The organism is Rhodococcus sp. SB1D, assembly GCF_048573875.1.
Taxonomy (GTDB): domain Bacteria; phylum Actinomycetota; class Actinomycetes; order Mycobacteriales; family Mycobacteriaceae; genus Rhodococcus_F; species Rhodococcus_F qingshengii.
On sequence record NZ_JBMAIQ010000010.1, the window covers coordinates 182,515 to 208,848 of the forward strand.

Sequence of the window (26,334 nt, forward strand, 5' to 3'; positions counted from 1 at the left end):
ACACATGGAACCCTCCGACATGATGGCCGCAGTCACCTCGTCCATGCGCGACCGTACCGGGCGCACCCTCGAAGAATGGGTTGAGGCCGTACGGACGTCCGGGGTCGACCCGCTCGATCAGAACGAAGTGCGCAAGTGGCTGAAAGCAGAGCACGGTGTACCGCAGAATTCGCAGTGGGCAATTGCATTCGAGACTGCCGAACAGTCCGGATGGGTGGAGCCGACCGTCGAGCAATACATCGACCAGCAGTACAGCGGCCCGAAGGCAGCACTGCGGCCGATCTTCGATGCAGCCCGACGTCTGATCGAAGAACTCGGAGCCGATGTTCGGGTCGAAGGCCGCGGAACCTACACGCCCTTCATTCGCGCTCGCCAATTCGCCGCCATCGCAGCGGCCACCACGGCCCGAGTCGACCTCGGACTACGTTTTGTCGAGGCCCCCGAATCCGAACTTCTTGTCACGGCCAAAGCTCCCGGGCAGTCGACCCACAAGATCGGGCTCAGCAGCACCGCAGACGTGAACGACGAAGTCGGATCGCTGACAGCGATCGCGTATCAACAGAACGGCCGGTAGGTCACTCACTCACCGCCACGCAAACGCACCTGCAGGCTGCACGAAAGTCCCTGTCCTCCTTGTCGGAGAACAGGGACTTTCTTCACCGCGGGGGAAGGTCGCTGCGACGTGTCAGCTCAGGCCGAAGAGCGCGCCGATGATGGTCCGAGCAGCCTCGAAGAGCGCGTCGACGGACGGAACACCGATTTCAGAGCTGATGGAAAAAAGGGAACCCAACATACGATCCTCCGGAGATAGTTTCTGAATGGCTTACTGCCACAAGGGAAATGCTACCGATTCCACTTGCGGAACTGAAGCAAGGGGACCACGGGAGTGACAATTCCGGACCAAAGTCCCGGCCCGTTAGATCTACTGCACCCCAGTATGATTGCGATCCTTCGAATCCGAATCGACACCTTCGAGATAGCCGACGAGAACTTGGGCGACCTCCGCCAACACCTCAGTGCTCGACATTTCCGAGTGGGAGCAGTCGACCAGGTACGCCCGCAACGGCCCCACCAGTTCGGACCACCTTTCGACCAGGTGACGATGTTCAGGCAGATCATGCTGCGCCACAAACAGTTCCACTGACCCGAAATAGTGCCTCGGCGTGTGGTCCCGAACGATTCGCGACAGTTTTTCCACCCGACCCACTACGGATTCGAGTACCGTATCGGAAAGGAAATCCATACCGGTCTGCCTTCGGATCTCTGTCGCAACGTCTGTGAAAGTCAGTGCTGCAGTTTCAGTTTCAACCTCGGATAGCCCGATCTGCGCGAACAGTTCGGAAGGTTTCGGAGCCGCTTGTACCGATGGCATCATCTCCGGTAACAGCGCGTCGAGCATGACAACCGAACCGACCAGATCGCCGGCCTCTTCGAGCTGGCTCGCCATCTCGAGCGCGATCGTTCCGCCGGCAGACCAACCGAGTAGATGGTATTCACCCGACGGCTGCACCGTCCGTACGGCATCGACGTACCCCGACGCCAACTCCGCCACCGTGCCTGGCAATTCACCTGCTCCCGTTGCCTGGATGCCGTACACCCGTCGACCCCGCAGCTGACCGACGAGTCCGGCGTAGCACCAGGCGATTCCGCTGACCGGATGCACACAGAACAACGGCGGCCGTTGGTCATCGGGGTCGCCGCCGAGCATGACGACCGTGTCCAGCGGATCCGAACGAAGCGAATCACCCTCGAAGACATCGGCATGAACGAGATCCATCCGAGAGGCAAGCTCCGCCACAGTTCGGTCGGTGAAAATCCATTGAACCGGGAATTCCCTGTTCAGGCTCTCACGCAAGCGCGTAACCACTCGAACTGCACCCATCGATGTCCCGCCGAGCTCGAAGAAGTCGTCATAGCGGCCGACCGATTTCGCGCCGGTCACGCCCTCGAATGCCTGTGCCACGTGACGTTCGGTATCCGAGATGGGTCGATCCACACTCGACCCTGGCTGCGGTGAAGGAGCAGGAAGTGCCGCTGCGTCTATCTTCCCCGAAGCGAGCAACGGTACCTCGCCCACTATCGTCACCGACGAAGGCAGCAGGTGCTTCGGCAGCAGGCCGGAGACGAACCCGCGAAGCTCCGATTCCGTCGCCGAACCGTTTTCCGCCAGCGTTACGTACGACCGGAGTTCAGCGGCTCCGTGCCCGTCGTCACAGACAACGGTTACCGAGAAGGCCACTGCTCCATGGCTTGACAGGGCCGCGTCGACCTCCGCCGGTTCCACGCGGACACCCCGCACCTTCACCTGCGCGTCGTTGCGACCCAGGTACTCGAGCGCTCGGTCGTGACGCCTACGACGCACGAGGTCACCCGTGCGATACATCCGAGTCCCCACCGCATGAGGATTGGCAACAAAGCGCTCGGACGTCAGAGCCGGGGAAGCGACGTACCCCCGTGCCACATTCTCACCGGCGAGGAACAGTTCTCCCGCAACGCCATCCGGAACCGGTCGGAGCCTCTGATCGAGAACAAATGCTGTCGTACCAGGGACTGGAGTGCCGACAGTGACGTCCGCGTCAGTGATCCGTGCGGAAATCGATGCCGCGATCGTTGATTCGGTCGGTCCGTATCCGTTGACGATGCGATGTCGGGGTGACCACGCCGACGCAAGGCGCGCAGAGAGCGGCTCCCCCATCGATTCGACGATCAACGGTTGCACTGCATCCGGATCGACTGTCGCCAGGACCGTCGGCGTCACGATCAGATGTGTTACGTCGGCGGCTATCAGCAGATTCGTGAGTTCTTCTCCCCCGTAGACGAAGTCGGGAGTCAGAATCAACGTTCCACACCCTGCAGCCGCGAGAAGGATCTCGATCACCGACGCGTCGAAGGTCGACGACGCCAATTGCAGGACTCGGGGGCCACGCTCGAGCTCGGCGATCTCGGCGTGTGCGGTGCAGACGTTCATGATTCCGCGGTGTGAAACCTCCACGCCCTTGGGTCTTCCCGTGGAACCCGACGTGTAGATGACGTAGGCGAGGTTGTCGGGGTGAGCCGGCGTTGCCGATACCTCGGCAGCGCCACCAGCAGTGCGGGATTCGTCCATCGCCACCCACTCGACGCACTCGGGCAAACTCTCGGCTGCACCTCCCGCTGTCAAACCGACAACCGAACCGCATTCCTCGACCATCGTCTGCCGGCGCGCTGTCGGCAGCGCCGGATCGAGCGACAGCCACGCTGCGCCTGCACGCGCTACTGCCCACAACGCAACGATCCACAGATGCCCGCGCCCGAGCGCAACGGCCACCACGTCGTCGGGTCCGATTCCTCGGACCACCAACTCGCGTGTCCAGTGCGACGACTCCTCGTGCAGGTCGCGGTAAGTCCAGCGTCTGCCGTTCTCTTCCAGCGCGACGCCGTCGGGCGCCTGACGCAGAGCGCGTTCGAAAATGTCGGCAATCGTCAGAGGTTCGACGTGGCGAGGATTCGCAGCAGTCAGCGCCGAGCGTTCGAGTCCGGACAGCAGTTCGATCTCCCCGATCACAATCTCGGGTTCCGCGGTCACTGATTCGGCGATACGTCTCACCCGCTGCATGAACAGTTCCGCGGTCGACTCGCGGAACTTCTCCGTCGCATACAGCAATCGAATAGTCAGACTGTCACCGGTGTCGACCAGGTCCCACGTCAAGTCGTAACCGGTCGACGCCCCTGAATTGTCGATGTCGAAGACGGTAATGCCGTCGATCTGCGGCAACTCCAGCGCTCGCCGGTACGCCAGCATGACCGTGAACAGCGGATGCTCGTTCATCCTGCGCGGCGGATCAACCTTCGCAACGACGTCGTCGAACGAGACGTCCGCGTTCGCCATTGCTTCCAGATCGACGCGGCGAACCTCGTCCAGAACAGCAGCGAAACGATCGGTGGAGTTGATTCTCGTGCGCAATGCGACAGTACCCACCATCATTCCGGCGACGCTCAGCAGCGCCGGATCGTTCCGCAGACTCACAGCTGCTCCCACCACGACGTCGTCCGTGACGCACTCGCGAGCGAGCAGCACGGCAATCACGCTGTGGACGACCATGAATACCGTGACACCATGCGAACGAGCCAACGCCGACAACGCGTCGTAGGTGGCGCCGTCGAGGACTTCCGCCACCATCTCCTCGGATCGTGAAGACACGGGACTCCGGGGGTTGTCGACGGGTAGAGCCAACACATCCTCGACGCCACAAAGTGCGTCCGACCAATAGTCGAGTTGCCGGTGAGCCATGCTGAGAGAATCCTCGGGGTCACCCAAGCTCTCTCTCGCCCAGAAACTGTAGTCGCCGTAGCTGATCTCCCCCGACGAGCGATCCCAGGGAAGACCTGCCGACCTGGCCTCGAAGGCTGCCACGAAATCGGTCAGGATCGGGCCCATCGACGCTCCGTCGATCGCGATGTGGTGAACAACGATGACCAGGACCGTCAGTCCTGCAGAGTCGACTCCTGCCTTTTCGGTGAACACACGCACACGGAACGGAACATCTCGTTCGAGATCGAACGGCACAGTCGCGAATGCCGAAGCGCTCGCACGGATATCGCCGACGTATACCGCAGTGAGATCGAATGCAACAGAGTCCATTTCAAGTTGTTGCGGACCGAATTCACCCGGAACACAGACAGTTCGCAATACGGCATGGTGATCGACGACGTCGCCGAGGGCGCTGCTCAAGACCGAACGATCGATGTCGTCTGCCAGGACCGCTGCAAACGTCAGGTTGTACGCAGTCGATTCCGGCTGAAGCTGATTGATCAGCCAGAGTCGTTGTTGTGAGGGCGCCAGCGGGGCCGGCTTGCCGGGATCACGTCGAGTCAGTTCGCGGCGTTTGCCATCGGACGCGCTCGCCGACAGCCACTGAGACATCGCTCGCGGCGACGGATTGTCGAAGACGGCGCGAACAGGCACATCTCGCGCGAAGATCGAGGCGAGTCGACCTGCCACCGCTGCCGCGGCCAACGAATCACCACCTGATTCGAACAGGTTGTGCAGAGCGCCGAAACTTCCGGACACGTGTTCCGACATGACAGCGGTGACGAGTTCCTCCGAAACCGTCACTGCTGCATCGGGCGCCTGGCTCTCGAACACATGGCGCCGCAACGCATCTGCGTCCAGTTTTCCGTTCGTCGTGAGCGGGATCGACTCCAATACGACCACGCGGCCGGGCATCAGATACGCAGGCAACATCGTGGCCAACTCGATTGTCAGCTGATCCGCCTCCACACCATCGCCGACCGCACATGCAACCGCAATGTCGTCGACGAGGACAACCGCCGCAGCCTCGACGCCCGTGCACCGACGCAGAGCTGATTCGATTTCGGCGGGCTCGACGCGGATTCCTCGCACGCTCATCTGACGGTCGGAGCGTCCGACGAATCCGAGCGTGTCATCCGTGCGGCGATGAACCAGATCACCGGTCCGATAACGGCGGTACCCACCGGGTGCTGCGATGAACGACGTGGCGGTGCCGGCAGGATCTCCGGCATAGCCCATCGCAAGCCCGGGCCCGCTGACGTACAACTCACCGATCCCGGCCCACGGCACCGGACGCAGTCGCGTATCGAGCACCTCTGCACCGATTCCGGCGAGCGGGACTCCGATGGTGACCCGATGATCCACTTCGGCGACAGTGGTGACCACCGTGCATTCCGTCGGTCCGTACGCATTGAGCATTCGCGCGCGGCGACTCCACGCACGCGCGGTGGAAGGTGAGAGCACATCGCCACCGACTGCCACCACCTCGAGCGAATCGAACCGCTCCGGAGCCATCGTGTCGAGTACGGCTGGAGTGGACAACATGTGAGTGACGCCGCGTTCTGCGACGAATTCTTCGAGTGCCCTTCCGCCGAAAGCCTCCCGAGGAGCGACCGCCAAGGTAGCCCCGGCGCCGATCGCCAACATCATCTCGAGGATTGCTGCATCGAACGTCGGTTTGTAACCGTGCAGCACAACCGAGTCCGAGGTCACGCCGTACTTGCGGACAGCATCGTCGGTCAGCAGGCCCAGTCCTCGGTGGGTGACTGCAACGCCTTTCGGTTCACCGGTCGACCCGGACGTGTGAACAACGTACGCGACTGAATCCGGATACTGCCGACCGGGAACAGGGCTGCGATCGGAGAGGACTGTGCGCAGCTGCTTCAGACGTGCCGGTGGCAGGTCGGGGTCGATCGGCACGAATGCCGCTCCCGTTTTCGAGATCGCCAACATTCGGACCAGGTACGCGATAGTCCGCACCGCCGGAATCTCGTACACGGCACCCGGTCCTGCTCCCCGAGCCACCAGTTCCCAGGCTTGGGCATCCGAGGCAGAGTCGAGTTCGGCATACGTCACCGTGCGGTGTCCGTCGTCGAGAGCAATGTTGTTCGGGAATCGCGCCGCGGTGGCGGCGAAGATCTCGGTCAGTGTGCGGGACGAATCGACCTCGGCAGCAGTCCAACTGGGCGCCGCGCCCACCACGAGATCCGAAACGAGTACTGGTACATCCTCGGCAATCGAGGTGAGCACTCTCGACAGCTGTCGGGTAACCGCGTCGGCGCTCGAAGGATCGAATGCGCTCGCGGCATAGATGAGCGCTCCGGTCAATGAACCGTCGTCAGCGGGTGCGAGCGAGACATGCATGGGGAACTTCGTTGTCGCGGTCTCGATTTCGCGAGCCTCGATCGTGAGGCCGGAAACCTCCACGGCAGGGATCGCGAAGTTCTGCAGACCCAGCGCAATCTGGGGAGTTCGTCCACCGAGCAGCTCACCAACCAACTCGGCAGGAACAGAGCTGTTTTCGAACGCTGCCACATCAGCATCGAAAGCTGCACCCAACAGAAGATCGATCGGCACGTCCCCGTCGATCCGAAGGCGAAGAGGCACCGTATCCACGAACATGCCGACCACGCCGTCGAGCTGAGGCGCCCGCCGTCCGTCGACAGCTGTCGCGATCACGACATCGGGATTTCCACTCAGCTTGGCAAGCACCACCGACAACGCCGCATGAACCACCGCGAACAGCGAGACCTTCAATCGGTCGGCTCGCGCCTGCAGTGCCGAGGTGATGACGGCTGGTATCACGAAGTTCACTCGCTGCGCTAAGGTATCCGGCCCGCCATCGGAGTGATCCACCGTCAGCGGAGACACAGATGTCACACCGTCCAGCGTTCGGCGCCAGAACTGCTCGACGACAGGGGAAACGTCACGTGCTGCCTCCCACGCGGCAAAATCCCCGTACTGGATCGGCAACGGAGACCATTGCGAATCCAGTCCAGCTCGTCGCTTGCCGTACGCGGTCAGCAGGTCGCCGACCACCGTTCGCATCGACACCCCGTCGACTGCGATGTGATGAAAGCTCACTGCCAGAACGTGCCTGACCGGTGACACCTGGAGCAGCATCCAGCGCACCGGCAGGTCTGCCGCTACATCGAAACCACGCGAGCCGAACTCTCGCAGCAGCACCTCGACCTCGATGTCGGCGACCAGCCGCGTTTCCATTGTCACGGAGGTCGGAGGATCCACGACCTGAACCGGTGGAGTGCCCGGATACCGGGTTCTGAGGACATCATGACGACCGACAAGATCCGTTGCTGCCTGACGCAGCGCGGCCGCGTCGAGTTCACCGTCGATCTCGATGCAGATCGGCAGGTTGTACGCGCCGCTCGCCGTGTTTCGCTGATTCAGTACCCACATCGCACGCTGGTTTCGTGACAGGGGTGCGGGCGTGGGGTCGCGGCGCGGTTCCAGTCGGACAAGATCGGTCACCGAGTCGTTCTGCTCGAACGAATCGAGCCGGGCTGCCAATGCCGCAACTGTTGGATGCTCGAATACGGTCCTGAGCGGAACAACCAGCCCCAGAGTACTACTCAAGAGCGAGGTAACCTCCGCGGCCGACAGCGAGTTGCCCCCGAGCGAGAAGAAGTCTGCGTCGCGGTCGTCCTCATTCCCACCGAGGACGGAACCAAAAGCTCCGGCTACAACACGTTCGGTGGCGGTGGCCGGCCCCTCTGCACGGGAAGCATCCAGTGTCGGCGACGGGAGACGGGCGAAGTCGACCTTGCCGTTCCGCATCGGAAGCTCGCCCTCGATGTCGACGATGGCATGCGGAACCATGTACGTCGGAAGGACTTCTGCGGCGGCAGCGCGAAGTTGACCAGTGTCAACTCTTTCGGCACCTGAACTTCTCACGTAGGCGACCAACAGAGGACTTCCACCTTCGGCCGACCGAACCCCGACGACACAGAAGTCGACGTTCGCGACAGACTGAATGACTGCCTCGATCTCACCCGGTTCGATCCGGACACCGTTGACCTTCACCTGCACGTCGGTTCGCCCGAGATAATGCAGGCGATACGTATTTCCCTCGGATTTGGGGCTTTCCGGCTTCCACATCACCAGATCGCCCGTCCGGTACATCCGGGCGCCTGAACCGGTTGCCACGAATCGTTCCGCAGTTCGGGCCGGTTGGCCGGCGTAACCGCGAGCGAGCATTCGACCTGAGAGATACAGTTCGCCGGCGACTCCCGGCGGCACCGGTTCGAGTCGATCATCGAGCACGACGGCGTCGACCCCGGCCAGTGGATACCCGATCGATCCGTCGTGAGTGTCACCCGACAGTTGTTCGATCGACAGTGGTTCGGTAGCAAGCGAATACATCGTCGACTCGGCAGGTCCGTATCCGTTGATGACTCGGCGTCCGGCTTGCCAGCGCTTCGCCAACGCGCCGCCGAGTCGCTCGCCCCCGAACATCACCGTGGAAAGGTCCGGCAGCGAAGGATCGCCGATCGAGGCGACGACAGTAGGTGTGGCGCACAGATGAGTAATTCGCTCGCGCCTCAGTGCTGATGCGAGTCCCGAGCCGAACAGTTCTTCGTTCTTCGCCAGAACGAGCGTGGCCCCGGACGCACTCGCGATGAGCACCTCGAGCAACGTCATGTCGAATCCTGGCGCTCCGCGATGGAATACGCGAGAACCTGGCCCAGCCGAGAATCGACCGGGCAGGTCTTCGGCGATCACACCGAGCCCGCCGTTGGTCACGACCACAGCCTTGGGGGTTCCGGTCGTTCCTGACGTGAAAACTACGTAGGCCGCCAGGTTCTCGGAATATTCGCGCACCGAGTCGGTGACTTTCTCACCACCAGCGTCTTCAGCACCAGCGTCTTCACCACCAGCGTTGCGGCCGCCGATCGCTCCGGTGCCCAGTGTGTCGAGGACATCGCGTACTCGCGCCTGCGGCTGTTCCGGGTCCGTCAATGCCGGAGCTGCACCGACCTTCGCGATTGCCCACAGTTGCACGATCGACGCAATCGACCGATCTGCAGTCCAAGCAGCGACCTGGTCGACTCCAACTCCCCGGGAGCGCAACTCGTCGGCTGCGACATCCGACTGGGCATCGAGTTCCCGGTAAGTCAGTGTGTTGCCCTCACCCTCGACCGCCACAGCGTCCGGGGCGGATTCGACGCCGAAGCGCAGCATGGAGGCAAGTGTCGTACCGGAAAGTCGAGATCGATCAGGCCGGTCGACCGCGCCGTGTGCGGGGACGAGAAGAGCTCGTTCCGCACTGTCCAACAGGTCGATTTGCCCTACGGCGACATTCGGGTCGACAGACACTTGATTCAGGAAGCGCTCGAACCGGCCCGCAAAGCTCGATACCGTCAGATCATCGAATAGATCAGCGTTGTAGACGAATTCGAGACCGAGTTCGCCCCCGACCCCCTCGTCCGTGACGTTGACCTGCAGATCGAAATTTGCGTGCCTGACTTCAGGAGCAATCTGTGTGATGTCCAGCCCTGGTATCGACCACGCGGCGGTCTCAGCAGTTCGGAACGAGAGCGCCACCTGGAACAACGGATGTCGCGAACGCGATCGCGGTGGGTCGATCAGATCGACCAGCGATTCGAAGGGCATCTCTGCGTGCGCGAACGCCGCTACGTCACGCTGACGAACCTGCTCGACCAACCGGCCGAACGAGTTCGACGGATCGACTTCGGTTCGAAGAACAATCGTGCCGGCAAACATGCCGACCAGCTCGTCGAGTTCAGGTGTGACGCGTCCGGACACAACAGTGCCGACAGCTACGTCATCGCTACCGTTGTACCTCGCCAACAGCGCCGCGAGAGCGGCGTGTACAACCATGAACATGGTCGCGTTGTTCGATCGTGCGAGTGTCTGAAGGCCCGTTCGTACCGAACCTGAGATCTCCACCCGACAGCTCGACGCACGGGCGAACGTCGAACGTGGACGATCGAGGGGAAGCGTCACCTGCTCGGGAAGTCCTTCGAGAGCCTGCATCCAGTAGCTGCGTGCCGTCTCGGGAATCCCCGATTCCCTTTGCCATGCACTGTAATCGGAGTATTCGAGCGCGAGCGGCGACCACTGCGGAGCGTGCTGCGCCGAGCGGGCGATGTACGCCGCAGTGAAGTCGCGGACCAACAATTCGAGTGATCGAGCGTCGGCGGCAATGTGATGGACGACGACAGCCAGGATGTGCTCGACAGGTGAAACCTGGAGAAGTGCCGCACGTACGGGCGGATCAACGGTGACATCGAAGCCCGAACCCACCAGTTCTGCTACACAATTCTCGGCGTCGCCGCCGTCGAGTGCCTCGAGCTGAAAGGCCGGAAGCGCATCCTCGGCGTCGAGCACCGTCTGAACCGGGCCGCCGCCGACAACCGGGTACACGGTCCGCAGAGTGCGATGGCGATTGATCACGTCACGAATTGCCAGTTCGGCCGCAACCACGTCCAGCTCGCCTGCCAAGCGCAGCACGATCGGGATGTTGTATCCGGCGGAGTCTGTATCCAACTGATTCAGAATCCACATTCGATGCTGGGAAGCTGACAGGTGCACTTCCGTGTTGTCCGAACGAGGCCCCAAGGACACGTCAGACGCGTGCTCCGCGCCGGTTCGCCCTACACCTATCCGCGCAGCAGCGATGTCTGCGAGCTGATCGACGGATGGGTGCTCGAACACATCGCGGACGTCGAGGTTACAGCCCAGGGCGGAGTTCAGACGCGACGAAAGACGAGTGGCGATCAAGGAATTGGCGCCTTGATCGAAGAGGTTCCGGACCGGATCGACATGCGGAACTTCCATCAAATCGCTCAGAATGGCTGCGACTGTCTGCTCGAAGAAGTCTCGCGACTGCCGAGTCGGCTGCGTGAGAGACACCGGGGTCGGCAACGATGCTCGGTCGATTTTGCCGTTGATCGTGACCGGTAATGACGCGAGCGCCATCAAAGCCGACGGAACCATGTGCGCGGGCAGCAACGAACGAGCAGTCCGCAAGACGCCGTCGAGGTCGTGTCCGCTCCCCGGGGTGATGTAACCGACCAAAGTCGGCCCGCTGTCGAGTTCTCTCACCACTACCGCGGCCTGCTCCACCGACGTGTGAGCCAACAGCGCGGATTCGACCTCGCCCGGTTCGATGCGGTAACCGCGCAGTGCCATCTGACCGTCGGCGCGGCGAACATATTCGAGTCGGCCGGCTCGCCAACGGACCAGATCGCCGCTGCGGTACATCCGTGATCCATCGAATCCGGGTTCAGGCACGAATCGCGAAGACGTCATCGCGGGTCGACCCAAGTAGCCTTCGGCCACCTGCGGACCCGCAACATACAGTTCGCCGACAGATCCCGGAGGGACGGGCTTCAACGACGCGTCCAGTACGTAGCTGCGCAACCCTGGTAGTGGGGACCCGATCGGCGAGACAGTCTCGTCACCGGGGACAAGATCGAAACTGGTGACATGGACTGTGGTTTCGGTGATTCCGAACATGTTGACGCCCCGCACGTCCGGGTGCCGATCGAACCAAGCCTCCACGCGCCCGGCGTCGAGGCGATCACCGCCGAAAACAATCGTCCGGAGCGGAAGCAGCATTTCCTGCGTGACTTCCGCCAACGCATAGAAGGCGGCCGGGGTCTGATTGAGAACGGTCACTCGTTCCCGCACAATCAGATCCGCGAATCTTTCGGGTGAGCGCGCGACATCACCGTCCACGATCACGAGGGATCCGCCAGTGGTCAACGAACCCCACATCTCCCAGACCGAGAAGTCGAATGCGTACGAATGAAACATCGTCCATACATCTTCGGCGTTGAAGTCGAAGATCTCTCGGGTCGAGGCGAGCAGCGCCAACACGTTGTCCTGAGACACCACTACGCCTTTGGGAGCTCCAGTTGATCCGGAAGTGTAGATCACGTAGGCGGCGGACTCCGACTGTGCAACGGGCCAGTCGGCCGTAGCGTCAGTCGTCTCGTCCACGAAGATGACAAGTTGCTCGTACCCAACGAACCGCCCAGCAGATTCGTCCGTCGACAGAATCGCTTTCGGGCCTGCATCGGCAAGTACGTAGTGGATACGAGCGTCGGGATACTGCAAGTCGATCGGTACGTACGTCGCGCCCGCGCGAACGACAGCGATGATGGCTACGACGAGGTCGACCGATCGAGGCAGGGCGACCGCCACGCGATCACCGACTCGAATTCCTCGATCGATCAAGACAGCGGCAAGGCCCTCCGAACGAACTCGCACCTCTTCATAGGTGAAACGAGTATCGCCACTCGACACCGCGATTGCATTCGGATGCCGGGCTGCGACGGCCCCGAAGAGGTCAGGCAGCGACTGCGCGACAATCGACGGCGCCGGCACCCGAGCCGACAATTCTTCGCGTTCCGCAACACTGAGAACATCGATGTCACGCAGCATGATTGACGAGTTCTCGGTAATCGAGCCACACACTCGACGAAGCCGCTCGACCCAGCTCTGCACGGTGCCTGCATCGAACAGATCGGCGGCATATCGGAAAGTGCCGCGAACACCGCTCGCGTCGCCGTCAATCGTACGATCCTCGCGCACAGTCACTTCGAGGTCGAAGCGAGGGTGGACCGGAGGTAGCGGAGTGCCGTGCGCCGTCAAAGTTCCCATCGCGATCGCGGAGTCGGGCGCTACCGGATCGACAGCGAGAACCACTCTGAGGAAAGAATTCTTCTCACCTACGCCCCCACCGACCGCACGGTCGACCACCCAGTCGAACGGAACGTCGGCATTGGACAGGGCCGCCACATCAACCTCGCGCACCTGAGTCAAGAACTCACCGAACGTGTCTCCGCCGCGAAGGAGCGTTCGCAGCGCGACGGTCCCGACGAACATACCGACGACACCGTCGAACGAAGGATGCGTTCGTCCGGAGGTCGGGGTCCCGATGACCACATCGGACGCACCGGTGATCTTGCTCAGTGCGATCGAAAGGCAGGCGTGCAACACCATGAAGGTTGTGCAGTCGTGCGCGCGAGCGATCTCGTTCAGCGCCGCATGGATGGGTGAGGGCAACTCGAACGTCACGTCCCGAGCCGACGACGGTTGGTCCGGCCGGCGGGATCTGTCCACGGGAAGCGCAAGAGTCGGATCAACACCGGCGAGTGTGTCGGACCAGAATTCCAGCTGGCGTCCTGCCAAGCTCTGTGGATCCGCGGGATCACCGAGAATGGTTCTGTGCCAAGCGGAATAGTCGCGGTAGTCGAGAGCGGGCGAAGGCCAGATCGGCGACCGTCCGTCGGCGCGAGCGTCGTACGCCGCGACGAGGTCCGAGACGATCGTCGCGAACGAAAGGCCGTCCAGGGCGATGTGATGGGCAACCACGGTCATGCGGTGGTCGGCGTCGCTGCCGGAGGCGAGGATCAAGCGAAGAGGCGCATCGGTCGCCAGGTCGAAACCCGCCGCAACCAAATCCGCTGACGCAGCCTCGTAATCCTCGGACGCAACCTCGATCAGAGTCACCGGAGTCGCGGTCGCAACCTGGATCGGCCACGCATCGTGATTCTGGTCGAACGAGAAAACAGTACGCAAGACGAGATGGCGATCGGTCAGGTCACCTACCGCCGCCCTCATCGCCTCGATATCCAGAGCACCACTGAACGCGACCTCGAACGCAATGTTGTACGCCGACGACTGGGGATCCAGACGGTTGAGTAACCACAGGCGTTGTTGCGCCGGTGCGATTTCCACGACGAGGTCGTCCGAAATGCGTTGGGGTTCCACCATCCACTCCGCCCGCCCCGCACGGATTACCCGGGCCAGGCGCGCCGGCGTCGGGGCACCGAACACGTCCCTGACACCAACCCGTCTTCCGAGAGCGGAACTCACTCGCGCGGCAACATACACGGCGTCGAGTGAACTACCGCCCCAGGCGAACAAGTCGGAGTGCGGTCCGAGAACTCCGACGCCGAGGACCTCGGCCATCACCGAGGCAATCAATTCCTCGTCGTACCCGATCGGGTGGTTGACCGCCGCGCGCTGCTCGGCCGGCGCGGACGACGCCGGTTCGGGGAGCGCTGAACGGTCAGTCTTTCCATGGCTCGTGACGGGCAATGCTGCCAAAATGGTCACCGAACTCGGCAGCATGGAACGAGGAAGTCGGGAAGCCAGATGATCGAGCACCATCGTCTGGCTCAACGGATGAGCTGCGCCTTCGTCCGCGGTCACATACGCCGCAAGCGACCCGGATCGCTCGACCACCGCTGCTTGCGCAACGCCGGGAGTCGACAGGAGCACAGCCTCGATCTCGCCCAGTTCGACGCGTACTCCACGGATCTTGACTTGTTGATCAGAGCGACCCAAGAACTCGAGTTGACCGGCATCGTTCCATCGCACGACATCCCCGGTGCGGTACATGCGCTCGCCGGCACCAGTGGCACCAAAGGGCGCCGCTACGAAACGCTCCGAGGTCAGCGTCGCGGAAAGATACCCGCGCGCCAGTCCTGGTCCCATCACGTACAGCTCACCCACGGCGCCGACCGGAGTCGGACGCAACCACGAATCCAACACCACAGCGGCAACGCCGTCGATCGGACGCCCGATCGGAGTATCACCGCCAGGCTCGAGTGGCTCGCTCATGAATGCCGCGACGGTCGCTTCACTGGGGCCGTACGAATTCACGATGTCGACGTGACTCGACCACGCATCCACTAGCGCTCCCGGCGGTCGCTCGCCGCCGACGTTCAGGACTCGAAGTTCCGGCAAAGCCCGAGGATCCATCGTCAACGGAACCGATGGCGTCGAGTTCAGGTGCGTGACACCTTCGAGCCGCAAATAGTCTTCGAGGTCCACTCCGCCGATCAATCCGGGAGGAACGATCACTGCGGTCGCGCCGCAGCCGTGTGCAAGCAGAATCTCGAGGATCGCCACGTCGAACGATGTGTTTGCAAGGAGCGCGACGCGGGAGGAACTATCGATGTTCAGACGCCGTGCGTGAGAACGCAGCAACGGCACAATGCCTCGGTGCGTGACCGCGACACCCTTCGGTCGCCCGGTAGAACCAGAGGTGTAGACCACGTAGGCGGTGTCATCCAGAGACAGGTCGGCGATAGATGAACCCGCCCCCACGCGTCGATCCACCGGCCCTTCGACGGTCTCGTCGCCACTGGGATCAACGACGCACACCCAAGCCGGCACGTCCACGAGTTCGCCACCGACCACAACCGACACGTCGGCGTCGTCGAGAATGAAAGCGACACGCTCGGAGGGTGTTTGAGGATCCACGTAAAGAAGGACAGCACCAGCCCGCACTACCGCGTGGAATGCAACTACGGAATCGGTCGAGCGCTCGGTGAGGATCCCGACGACGTCACCTCGTCCGACTCCGTTCTCCACGAGCAAGGCGCAGAGTGCATCCGCGCGAGCGCCGAGCTGGTCGTAAGTGACGTCCACACCTTGCTCGCGGATCGCGACAGCACTCCCCTGCCCTGCGCCGCCTCTGATGACCGAATCGAGCGTCGCGAATCCGTCCGTCCGCGGACCCAGCGCGGGGACCAGATCCTTCACTTCATCCGTCGAGAGGATGCGGAGGTCACCGAGCGCACAAGTCGCCGAGTCGAGGAACCCCTCGAGTAGCCGAACGAACTGACGATGATGCATCGCCAGGTCACGTTCGCTATAGAGGTGCGGATTGGCTTCGAAGGAAAGGCGAACGTTCTCCCCCGCGATCGACGGATAGATGCTGAAGAACAGGTCTTCGGTGGGGCCGGATGTGAGGACGTGAAACTCGCCGACGACGTCGCCGAGCCGAATGGCTTCGTGAAACATCATGACGTTCACGGCCGGGCCCGCCGCCTCACGGGATCCGCCCTGACCCTCCTGGAAGCCCATGTCCTCGTAGCGGAATCGCTGGTGGCGTAGTGCACCGGTCATCTGAACCGAGATCTGACGCACCAGTTCTCGTGGCGACAGATCCCGTTCGAGTTGCGCACGAACAGGCACGATGTTGGACAGCATCCCACCTGAACGTCTCGACGTCGCCGTGGTGCGGCCGGACACCGGCAAGCTGAGGACTACGTCACCGGAATCCGTCATGCGACCCAGATAGGACGCGAATGCACCGACGAGGACCGCCACCTCGGACGTAGTCCACTCGGTCGCGACATCCGAAAGTTGTTTTGCAAGAGTTGGATTCAGTGTCCGAACCATCATGCGCTGCGGCATGGACGTCAGCCCGGCGCCGTCGGCGAGGCGAACCGGGCGGGGCAGGCCTTCGGACATCTCCGTCCAGTACTGCTCGTCCGATCGATACCGCGACGAGGATCGGTAATCGACGTCGAGGTCATGCAGTGCACGTACCCCGAGACCACCGAAAGGAGTCAGCGTCTTGCCATGAACCAGATGCGAATAGCGCTCGGCCACCCGAGCGGTGAGTGTCATCGCCGCATGTCCGTCGAGCACGAGGTGATGGGCGTGCGAGTACCAGTAGTAGTGCTCATCTGCCAGGTGAAGCAAGGTTGCCGAGATCAGGCGGTCAGACATCACGTCAAGTGGCCGTGAGTATTCCGCTGTCATCCACTCGTTCGCGCGCTGAACCGGGTCGCGGTCGCTGCGTAAGTCGAGGTATGCGAGATCGTCGACGATCGAATGATCGACGACCTGTGCCGGCTCGGCATCGGTAGCGACGAGGCGAACGAACGGCGACTCCAATTCATGACATGCCGTATTCGTTGCCTCGATCAGCGCGTCGACGTCAACCGGTCCGCGTAGTTCCACGTACTGAGCCACCACGAACGGAGTTGACGGACTCAATTGCTGCGCGAACCACAGCGCGAGCTGAGCCCGAGACAACGGAAAAGCACTCAACCCGTCACCTCACATTTCACCAGCCTTGTTTTTCACGAACGTTCGGTGGCTGATCACGTGAATCCATGGGAGCGAACACCACGAACGGCCGAACCGAACCCTACTGTCTCGTCTAAGTTTTCACCACTGGGCCAACACTGCTAGACATGTCGACGCAGCTTTCACGCACTCAAACGTCAGGAGCTTCAGCGGATGAACAACGACACGGTGGGACCAAAGTCCGACGACGATTCCGGGGCTGAACCGAGCGGCTCCAACACCATCCCACCGAGGGGCCCGGAGCGCGAAACCAAGGGGGCGGCCGCTTTTCTCCGAAGCCGTAGAACGGCAGTCGCGATCACCGCAACGACGCTGGTAGTGGGCGGTTTCGTGGCATGGCTCGGGTACACGGCATACGAAGCGAAAGACAACCTGGAGGCGGCTCGCGACCACGCACAGTCGGCGAAGAGCGCTCTCCTGGCCGGAGATACGGGAGTCGCAGAGTCTGCCGCGGCGGAAGCCGATCGCGAAGCATCGGCCGCATACGACAACACCCATTCACTCCCCTGGAACATCACCGCCGCAATTCCCGTCATCGGGTCGCCGTTCGAGTCGACGCGCCAGATGACCGAGGTCGTTCAGGGGCTTACGCGTGACGTTCTCGGCCCTGCCGTGACTACCGGAACTTCACTCGCACCAACGGAATTGGTGCAGCCCGGTGGGCGCTTGGCACTCGCACCGTTACGCGAAGCGGAACCGAAACTGGCCGAAACAGCTATCGCCGCGGAATTGCTGTCGTCGCAGGCACAGGAAGTTCCCGAATCGAAGTACCTGGGCCGAGTTAACGATGCCAGAGCAGAATTACAGTCGCAGACAAGCGAACTGGCTACCCTCCTGACGAACACCGCCACCGCGGCGCGCATCGCACCGGCGATGCTCGGCACCGACGGACCGCGCAACTACTTCATCGGTTTCCAGACCAATGCGGAAGCGCGAGGAACCGGCGGCCTGTTGGGTGGATACGGCATCGTCCGAGTCGACAACGGCGCCGCTCGGGTGGACACACTCTCCCCCAACTCCGAACTAACACTGGACAATCAACCGATAGACCTTGGTCCTGACTTCAACCAGCTGTACGGAAACAGTCGACCGACCACCGATTCTCGCAACAGCAACCTCAGCTCGCACTTTCCCTACGCAGCGCAGATCTGGCAGTCCCTGTGGTCACAGGAGTCCGGGGGTGAGATGGTCGACGGTGCGATAGCGACCGATCCGATCGCCCTGAGTTACATCCTCGAAGCGGTAGGACCGATCAAGATGCCCGACGGAGAGTCGGTCACCGCCGACAACGTCGTGGAACTGACCGAGTCGACTGCGTACGCTCGCTTCCCTTCCGACAACAAGGCACGAAAGCAGTATCTGCAGACAATCGCAGCTCGTGTCGTGGAGAAGATGACCGGGAACATCAAGTCGCCGAGCGCACTGCTGGAAGCTCTGGGCAAGGGCGTCAGCGAGGGCAGAATCGCCGTGTGGAGCTCTCACCCCGACGAACAATCGGTTCTTGCCGACACCGTCCTCGGGCACACCATTCCCGATGATGCGGCTCCGTATGCCGGTGTGGTGATCAACAACCAAGCCGGCAACAAGCTCGACTACTACCTCACACGAGAAATCGACTACACAGCCCAGACGTGCACCGGCGACACCCGAAAGACAACGGTCACCGTTCGACTGACCAACAACGCGCCCGACGCCGACCTGACCGAATATGTCAGCGGGATCGTCGACAACCCCGGACGACTGCCCAATGGCACCAATGTGGCTGCAGTCACTCTGCTTGCGACAGCCGGCGCCAAACTCGATGCCGTCTCCGTGGGTGGACAGATTTCGTTTGCCGTCAACGGAACTGAACAGGGTCACCCGGCCTACATGACCAGGGCCGTCATTCCGCAAGGCCAGACGGTTGAGCTGAAGTTCGATCTGACCGAGCCCACAGCCGAGGGCGAAGCTCGCGTACCGGTCCAGCCGCTTGTCGACGACCCGAAGATTACCGTCGACGTTCCTAGCTGCTGAGCTTGACCGGCAAACGTCGACGAGGCCCCTGGCATGTCGCCGTTTGTCGGGCTCGTGAACTTTCAGCAGATTTGAAACTTTGCCAAAGGCTAGCCTATGCTTCCTGACGCGCCTGGAACCGGCCGTCGGCTGCGATCCGTCGGAGTCTCACTCCTCGGCGCATCGACAACGGAAGGTTCCCCATGCGATACGCCCGCGTGCGCTCACTTCGCCGAACTGTGGCGCTGAGTGGATTGGTCATTGCCGCCCTGGTAATCGGCGGATGCAGTAACAACGACACCGCAACCGAATCGAGCAGCAGCGACTTCGAAACCGTCACCATCGAAAGTGCGCTCGGAAACGCCGTCATCACCGAAAAACCCGAGCGAATCGTGACTCTCGGCATGGGGTCGGCAGAGACCGTAATCGCGCTCGGCACGATCCCCGTCGGCGTCGAAAAGTACGCATGGGGCAGCGACGACACCGGGTATCTGCCGTGGGTCCACGAAGCGGTCACGAAGCAAGGCGGCGAACTGCCAGAGCAGTTCACCGGCGGAACCGATCTCAACATCGAGGCGATCATCGCTCTCGAACCCGACCTGATCCTCGCCCCCTGGTCCGGCATCACACAGCAGCAGTTCGACTCACTCAACGCGTTCGCGCCGACCGTCGCCTACGCCGAGAGCCCCTGGACCATCACGTGGGAAGACCAGATCAACGTCATCGGCAAAGCCATGGGCGAATCCGAGAAGGCGACAGCCGAAATCGACAAGATCAAGTCGCAGTTCGCGGAATCGACTGCAGCACATCCGAACTACGCCGACGTCAGCTTCTCCTTCATCTACAACACGGGCCCAGGAACCCTCGGCGTCTTTTTCGCCGAAGAGCAGCGTGTGGCCATGGTCCGCGCACTTGGCCTGCAGGTGGATCCCGTCGTCTACACCTTGACGGAATCTGAAGGAACAGACTCCGCCGTCATCGGCCTCGAGAACGCAAACCTCCTCGACAAGTCCGACCTGCTCTTCACCTTCTACTCGGACCCGGCCAACCGGGCCGAGATCGAAGCGCAGCCCGCTTACCAGGCAATCCCCGCTGTGGCTCGGGGAACTGTCATCGCTCCGACCGAACAGCCCTTCGTCACCGGTTCCTCGATGATCAACCCTCTGACCGTGCCCTGGTCGCTCGAGCGCTACGTGCCGATGATCGACGAGGCAATCGCGAAGCTGAACAAGTGATGTAGATCAGCATCGTGCGATCGAGAAACCCGCGTCCTATTCGGACGCGGGTTTCTTGCCGTCGCGTTCAGCTTTGAATCGCATCCACTCACTGCTCAGCATGCGATTGTCGATGATCCACCCCATGTAATCGCGCATGTTGAGCACACGAATGTACGCGGGACCGTTGGGATTTGCGTACTGCAGGGCCTCGGTCGCAAGCTTGCGTTGATTCTCGAGATACACGTGCTCTGTTTCGAGGAATCCGCCCCACACGTCGGAATCCATGACGTAGTAGTGAGTCCGATCCCGAGGCTTGCGCGTGAGCTTGACGAACCCCCGGTCGATCAACCGACGAATGTAGGTGGACACCGATCCGCGACTTGCTCCGAGTGCCTGCGCCAACTCTTCGGCGCTGACCCCTGGCGACTCGCTGATCAACAGATAGCCCGCAATACGTCCTTCGATGCGGGCCCCACCGCCGGACTGCCAGTACACGGAGAACTGGTCGATGAACCAGGTGGAGAAATCGTCACCGCGAGCAGGGCTGGCATCGCCCATTCGTTGAGCCTCCGACGTCTCTGGGTACGAACAATTCGCCACTATTGTGCCAGCACCACCGTCACCGAGCCGAAATCACCAGCCCTGGAGTGGTTGCGATGAACTCGAGCTGTTCGATTGTCAAAGGCGACGCCGATGTGGAGCCAGCCGATGTCACGAACTGGGTCACCACTACTGTTTCGCCGGAGGGGTGAACAACCCGGACCGTGTCATCGCCCGAGCCATCGGGATCGACCAGGCGAGTCACGGTGGTGGAGCCTGGCAACGTCAGTGTGTCACCCGGTTCCGGCACAGCGGTACCAACTGATATTTCGACATCGCTGCTGCCGTCCGCTGTCGAGGCGACGATCCGCTCGCACACTCCTCCCTGTCCGTAATCATCTGGAACCAACGAACCGAGCGGGCGCTCCAAAGTGACGCCTGCCGCGCCGAGATCCTTCCAACGTGCATCGAGCAACTGATTCAGTCGGTCGATATCCATGCGCGACGCAGGTGGACCGGCATTCACAGAATCGGTGTAGCAGGATGCCATCGGCGGCGGCGTCGAGTCTGGAACCGGCGCAGTCACCGCAAGCCCCGGCGCGGTCGCTAACGCGATCAGTTCGTCCATCGTCAAGAGCGGGGAAGCATCCGACGAAGTTCCGGTCGACGTGTCGACGCTGGCAACAACCCGGGATCCATCACCGAGATACGCGACGACTCCGCGCTCGCCCCCGACTTCCGAACCGTCTTTGTCTTCGAAATCGGCTCTGTCCTCGAAATCGGCGATGTCGAGCACTGTTCCGTTTTCGAGATGCTCCCGCCGATCCACCAGACCCTCCAAGCACGGCGGCACCGGCTGATCCCATGCACGCACCTGAACCGAGATATCCGCAGTCCGCCCGACGCGAGTCAAGGTTCCCTTCGCCGACGTAGAACCGCTGAACTCGATCGGGTCGACCCCGTCAGGAAACGAGGCACCCCGGTAATTCTGGATCGGCGCAAACTCGAGCGATTTCGATGGACTCGCAAATACAACGTCGACATCGGAAGGCAGCGATTCGAGTAGTGCGTCGCTCATGGCGGTGGCCTTCGGTCCCGAGAACCATGGATAGTCCGGGTCGTCATAACCGGGCTCACCGGCAAAACCGTAGTTGATACGCACCGGCGGACCCGGCGATGCCACCGAATCGCAGCCGGGAATCGACGTGCCCGTGTCCTCGTTCGTCACCGCCGCGACAACAGTTCCCAAGGCGACGATCGAGACGATCACCAGCCCGTCACGCCAGGTCCATTGCTCGCGGCGACGGTTCGACTCGTGTGCGGTGCGCCCAGACATTTCTCGATCATTGCCTACGGCAACAACTACGTCACTATCCGACATACCCAGTGAGGTCGTAAACCGTGGAATTTCCCACGGTCGTCGATGCGAAATTGGCTTCGACCCATTCCTGGATGGCACTCGACGTGCTGTCCCCGCTTTGGCCCTCTCTCTGGCTTCCGCCCTGGCTACCCGCAATGTAGTAGTGAATTTTTCCGTCTGCCACGTACTGGATGAATTGATCCAATGTCGGTGCGGGATCGGAACTCCAACCGCCGATCGCCATCACCGCGGTATTGCTGGCCAACTCGTAGGTTGCTGCGCTTTGCGAGCCGTTGGTCGCGGCCGACCACGTGGTGCCCGCATTGACCAGCATTCCCGTCAACTCGGAAGTACTTTCACTGCCGCTACTCAGTTCTTGCCCGTTCGACGCCGGATTTACAGTCGCGTCAGAAGAATTCGGCGGAGCGTCACCGTTTTGCAGCTCTGGGCCCCCACCCATACCTCCTCCCCCGCCCATTCCGGAGTCGGACACGGCGCCGGTTGGTCCGGCCGTCGGGATGGATCCGCCGTGCGCTGTTGCGGCAGTGGCAATCGCGTAAGACGCAGAACCGGTTATCCCTGCCAACGATCCAAGAATCAATCCAGCGACAGCGAGCTTGCGGAATCGATCCTTGGCTCCCACTAAAACCAAAATCGCGCCGACGACAGTGCCCGCCAACAGAATCCACTTCAGCATCGGCAGCCAGTCGGCATTGCGGTGCAACAACACCCAGCTCCAGATTCCTGCGGCCAGCATCGTCGCAGCCAACCCGCAACGTCCGATCCAACGGGCACGGACCAACCACAGAGCGTATCCACCGGTCCCGATCATCCCCGCGACGGCGGGCGCCAGCGCAACTGTGTAATAGGGGTGGATCGTGCCGGACATATAGCTGAAGATCAGGCCGGTAACGAGAAACCAACCACCCCAAAGGATCAACGACGCACGGACAAGATCTGTGCGCGGTGCGCGTCCCCGAGCGAGCAGTCCGAACACCACTGCGATCAGTGCCGCAGGTATCAGCCAGGAAATCTGGATACCCATCTCGCTGCCGAACAGCCGCTCCAGTCCGGTACTCCCCCCGAAGCTCGAACCCGCACTGCCACCGGCCATTCCGCCACCGCCACCGGTGCTCCCGAAAAGTCGACCCAATCCGTTGTATCCCATTACCAAGTCCATGACGCTGTTGTTGGTCGATCCGCCGATGTACGGGCGAGAATCAGCGGGCCACAGCCACACTGCCAACACCCACCACCCAGCCGATATGACAACGGACGCAGCACCGATGACCAGGTGGGCCAGGCGAGTCCGCAAGCGCACCTGTCCGGCGATCAAATACGCGGCACCAAATGCAGGCAACACCATCAGCCCTTGCAGCATCTTGGTGAGAAAGGCAAACCCCAGCGCTACTCCTGCGAGCGCCACCCACATAGCGGCTCGACGACCTATCGCCGTGCACATGGCGCGAATAACGAAGTAGCCGGCGAGAGTCATGAGCAGAACCAACAGTGCATCAGGATTGTCGAACTTGAACATCAGGGCGGCAGCGGGCGTAGCTGCCAAAACAGCTCCCGCCACCAAACCCGCAGCGGGCGACGCCACTCGTTTGACGGCCGCGTATACGAGCGCAACTGATCCGATGCCCATCAATGCCTGCGGAACTAGAAGGCTGGCACTCGAAAATCCGAAGATTCGCCCGGACACACCCATGACCCACAATGAAGCGGGCGGTTTGTCGACCGTGATGAAATTCGAGGTATCGAGGGACCCGAAGAACCACGCTTTCCAATTCTGGGAGCCGGCCTGCGCCGCTGCAGCGTAGAAGGTGTTGGCGTAGCCACTCGCGGTCAGATTCCACAAATACAGGACTGCCGTTGCTGCCAACAGGATCGTCAGCGCCAATCCTGTACTGCGCGTGCGGAACCACGACGGCGAGGGCTCCGCGCGATGGGCAGTTGGTGCCGGCCGCTGACGCGGGGCCGGATGCAGAACGGCGGTCATCAGGAAGTCCCTTCACGAGTTACTGTCCTGCCAACGATCGCGTCTCCAACCCTGGCGGCACTGGGAGCCGGCTGGAAAGTTGCTGTGAATGGCTCAGGTCAGGGAGCGCTCGAATAGCACGACGCTGAACCAACCGTTGTCGGCATCGTCTCCGAAGTCACGACGCCCTACCTCGGCGAAACCCGCGTCTCGGTAATAGCGGCGCAACCGCACGTTGGTTTCTACACAATCGAGCCGCAGGTACTGCGCGTTCTCCTGCGCGGACCGTCGATGGGCCCAGACGAGTAAGCGTTCGCCCAACGAGGTGCCCGAGAATTCTCGATCGATGACCAATCCGTGCACGTAACCAGCACGCTCGTTCGAATCGGGCCAGACCACAGGGTCCGACCAGATCAACCGCAGGGCGCCGACAATCCTCGACTGCTCCCGGTCTCGCGCAACAAAGAACTCCCCTCTCGAAATCTGCTGCTCGACCTGCTCGACAGACACTTCACGCGGGCGCCACTGGATGATTCCGCGTTCTGCCAACCAGTCTTCTGCCGCGTGCCTCAGCGCCAGAATCTCCGGCCCATCGGTCTCGACCGCTTGCACAACGTCGACAACCATATGACCTCCCCCATATCTGCAGCCGTTCACAACAACACGGCCTCCAGGCCCCAACCCGGGTGTATCTCCGAGTTGAAGCCTATCGGCGTGAAGTTGTGCGCCTGAACGGGTGTCACCACTCAGTCAGGTTTTGAATGTGGTGTTCGCCGGTCGCGGGTGCTGGCCGGGGTCGATCGAGGGCGGCGGGATGAACCACGGTTTGTTGTCGACACCGATCCGGATATCCCATTTCCCGACGAACCCGGATTTCCGGTGCATCAACCGGTGATGTGAACGGCACAGCAGGACCAGGTTGTTCATCACCGTCGGCCCACCGTTCGCCCAGTGCCGAATATGGTGCGCATCAGTCCACGCGGGCACACATGTGCAACCCGGGAACGCGCAGCCTCTGTCTCGGGCGATCAACGCCACTCGCTGTTCAGCGGTGACCAACCGTTTTCCTGGTTGCGCATCGAGCGGTGCCCCGTGACCGTCGAGCAGAACGGTCGACAGGAAACAATCACACCCGAGAAGCCTGGTCTGCGACACCGACAGCGGTCCGAGCCAGGGCATGTGCCCGACATCAAGATCCGACACAGCCATTCCGTCATCAGCAGTGGAGGGTGCTGCGGCGCAGTCCCGATGCTCCGCCAGATCCCGAGCGTTGATGTGCACGTTCACGTGCGGACGCTGACCACCATCGGTACCGGTCTTGGCGCAGTCCAGATAGCGGCGGATCAGTTCGGTGAACCCGTCCGCCGTGCGTTTCGCCGCCGACCGAGCATCCGGCGTCCCATCCGGTGCCGGGGTCGGCATCGTCAGATTCGACAGGACCGACAACAGCATTTCACCGGTCAGGGCATCGAAATCACCACGCACCACCACCCGGCCGTTCAATGTCGAGGCGATCCGCAACTCATTGAGATCGACATCCTCTGCGGGCGGGATCTCATCCGATTCGAACAACCGCTCCAAGGTCGCGATCACGTTCCGCACCTTCGTGGTCGTCGCCTCCACCCCCGATGCCGCAGCCAACAACAAATCGATGCACTTCGGTAGCGCCTCCTCCGGCATGCCTTTAGGTGGTGACTCGCAGAACGCCACGATCAACACGGCATGCTCGAACGAGCAATCCCCGCCATCGAACCGAGCCGCCACACCCGGAAACGGCCGCAAAGCCGCACCCAACGCGGCGATCTTCTTCCCGTCCCGAACCTGCAACATCGTGTTAGCCGCCAACCACGCACCCACCCCGCGGCTCGCAATCACCTGATCATCCGGGCGCAACGACAACTCGTCCACCACCGCCACACGAACGGCTTCCAGGCGCAGAATCTCCGCACTCGCCTCGACAGCAGCAGCGCGCAACTCGGCAGCAGTCAACTGCCACAGGCGTCCGCGTAACCCCACCGCAGAACCTGACACCACATCCGACAACAAGACGCTCATTGAATCCCCCGATCCC

At 61.9% G+C, this 26,334-nt stretch carries 9 protein-coding genes; 3 read left to right on the plus strand and 6 right to left on the minus strand.

The genetic code is table 11. The features are described 5' to 3' along the window. Positions 1–4: 4 nt before the first annotated feature. Complete coding sequence (locus tag ACN50D_RS22000; protein ID WP_007732279.1) at positions 5–574, plus strand: DUF5655 domain-containing protein; 570 nt, start codon at positions 5–7, stop codon at positions 572–574. A gap of 348 nt (positions 575–922) precedes the next feature. On the opposite strand, the gene ACN50D_RS22005 is transcribed toward ACN50D_RS22000, so the two are convergent. Continuing rightward, the gene (locus ACN50D_RS22005; protein WP_211921152.1) at positions 923–17,134 is read right to left on the minus strand and encodes a non-ribosomal peptide synthetase; all 16,212 of its coding nucleotides are present in this window, start codon (positions 17,132–17,134) and stop codon (positions 923–925) included. Between the two features lie 192 nt (positions 17,135–17,326). Between ACN50D_RS22005 and ACN50D_RS22010 the strand changes: the two genes are divergently transcribed. Next, on the plus strand, positions 17,327–19,186 hold the full coding sequence (locus tag ACN50D_RS22010) for a DUF4012 domain-containing protein (RefSeq protein WP_064444169.1): 1,860 nt from the start codon (positions 17,327–17,329) through the stop codon (positions 19,184–19,186). Between the two features lie 182 nt (positions 19,187–19,368). After that, complete coding sequence (locus ACN50D_RS22015) at positions 19,369–20,400, plus strand: iron-siderophore ABC transporter substrate-binding protein (RefSeq protein WP_007732282.1); 1,032 nt, start codon at positions 19,369–19,371, stop codon at positions 20,398–20,400. A 36-nt stretch (positions 20,401–20,436) separates the two neighbouring features. On the opposite strand, the gene ACN50D_RS22020 is transcribed toward ACN50D_RS22015, so the two are convergent. From ACN50D_RS22020 to ACN50D_RS22040, 5 genes are all read right to left on the minus strand, one after another. Next, the gene (locus ACN50D_RS22020; protein WP_003942377.1) at positions 20,437–20,940 is read right to left on the minus strand and encodes a GbsR/MarR family transcriptional regulator; all 504 of its coding nucleotides are present in this window, start codon (positions 20,938–20,940) and stop codon (positions 20,437–20,439) included. A 61-nt stretch (positions 20,941–21,001) separates the two neighbouring features. Then, positions 21,002–22,258: a hypothetical protein gene (locus ACN50D_RS22025; protein WP_064444168.1), complete on the minus strand. Its 1,257-nt coding sequence runs from the start codon at positions 22,256–22,258 to the stop codon at positions 21,002–21,004. A 34-nt stretch (positions 22,259–22,292) separates the two neighbouring features. Further along, on the minus strand, positions 22,293–24,284 hold the full coding sequence (locus tag ACN50D_RS22030; protein WP_211921154.1) for a glycosyltransferase family 39 protein: 1,992 nt from the start codon (positions 24,282–24,284) through the stop codon (positions 22,293–22,295). Positions 24,285–24,377: 93 nt separating this feature from the next. After that, positions 24,378–24,890, minus strand: a complete 513-nt coding sequence (locus tag ACN50D_RS22035) for a GNAT family N-acetyltransferase (RefSeq protein ID WP_007732288.1) — start codon at positions 24,888–24,890, stop codon at positions 24,378–24,380. 123 nt (positions 24,891–25,013) lie between these two features. Then, on the minus strand, positions 25,014–26,318 hold the full coding sequence (locus tag ACN50D_RS22040; RefSeq protein WP_211921156.1) for an HNH endonuclease signature motif containing protein: 1,305 nt from the start codon (positions 26,316–26,318) through the stop codon (positions 25,014–25,016). Positions 26,319–26,334 lie beyond the last annotated feature (16 nt).